The organism is Lentilactobacillus sunkii DSM 19904, from assembly GCF_001435575.1.
Classification (GTDB): Bacteria; Bacillota; Bacilli; order Lactobacillales; family Lactobacillaceae; genus Lentilactobacillus; species Lentilactobacillus sunkii.
In genome coordinates this window covers 1-220 of sequence record NZ_AZEA01000075.1, presented here as the reverse complement: position 1 = coordinate 220, position 220 = coordinate 1, and the positions used below count along the sequence as shown (strand labels likewise).

At 38.2% G+C, this 220-nt stretch carries 1 protein-coding gene; it reads left to right on the top strand.

The annotated features are described in order from the left end of the window. The coding region (locus FD17_RS12960; protein ID WP_057826582.1) for a transposase at nt 1-220 on the top strand (220 nt) is incomplete at both ends.

Sequence of the window (220 nt, the reverse complement as noted above, 5' to 3'; positions counted from 1 at the left end):
TCACAAAAAGAATATATTCGTGAACAGCTTTCGAGTCCAGAGGGAAAGGCCATTTTCGCTAAGCGAAAACTTGAAGATGAGCCAGCTTTTGGTAACCTGAAGGCTAATTTGCGTTTCCGAAGATTATCGGTACGTGGATTAAGACAAGTAAATAACGAGTTAGGAATTATCCTAATGGCAGCAAATATGAATAAATTGGCCAAAATGATGGCCAATTTAA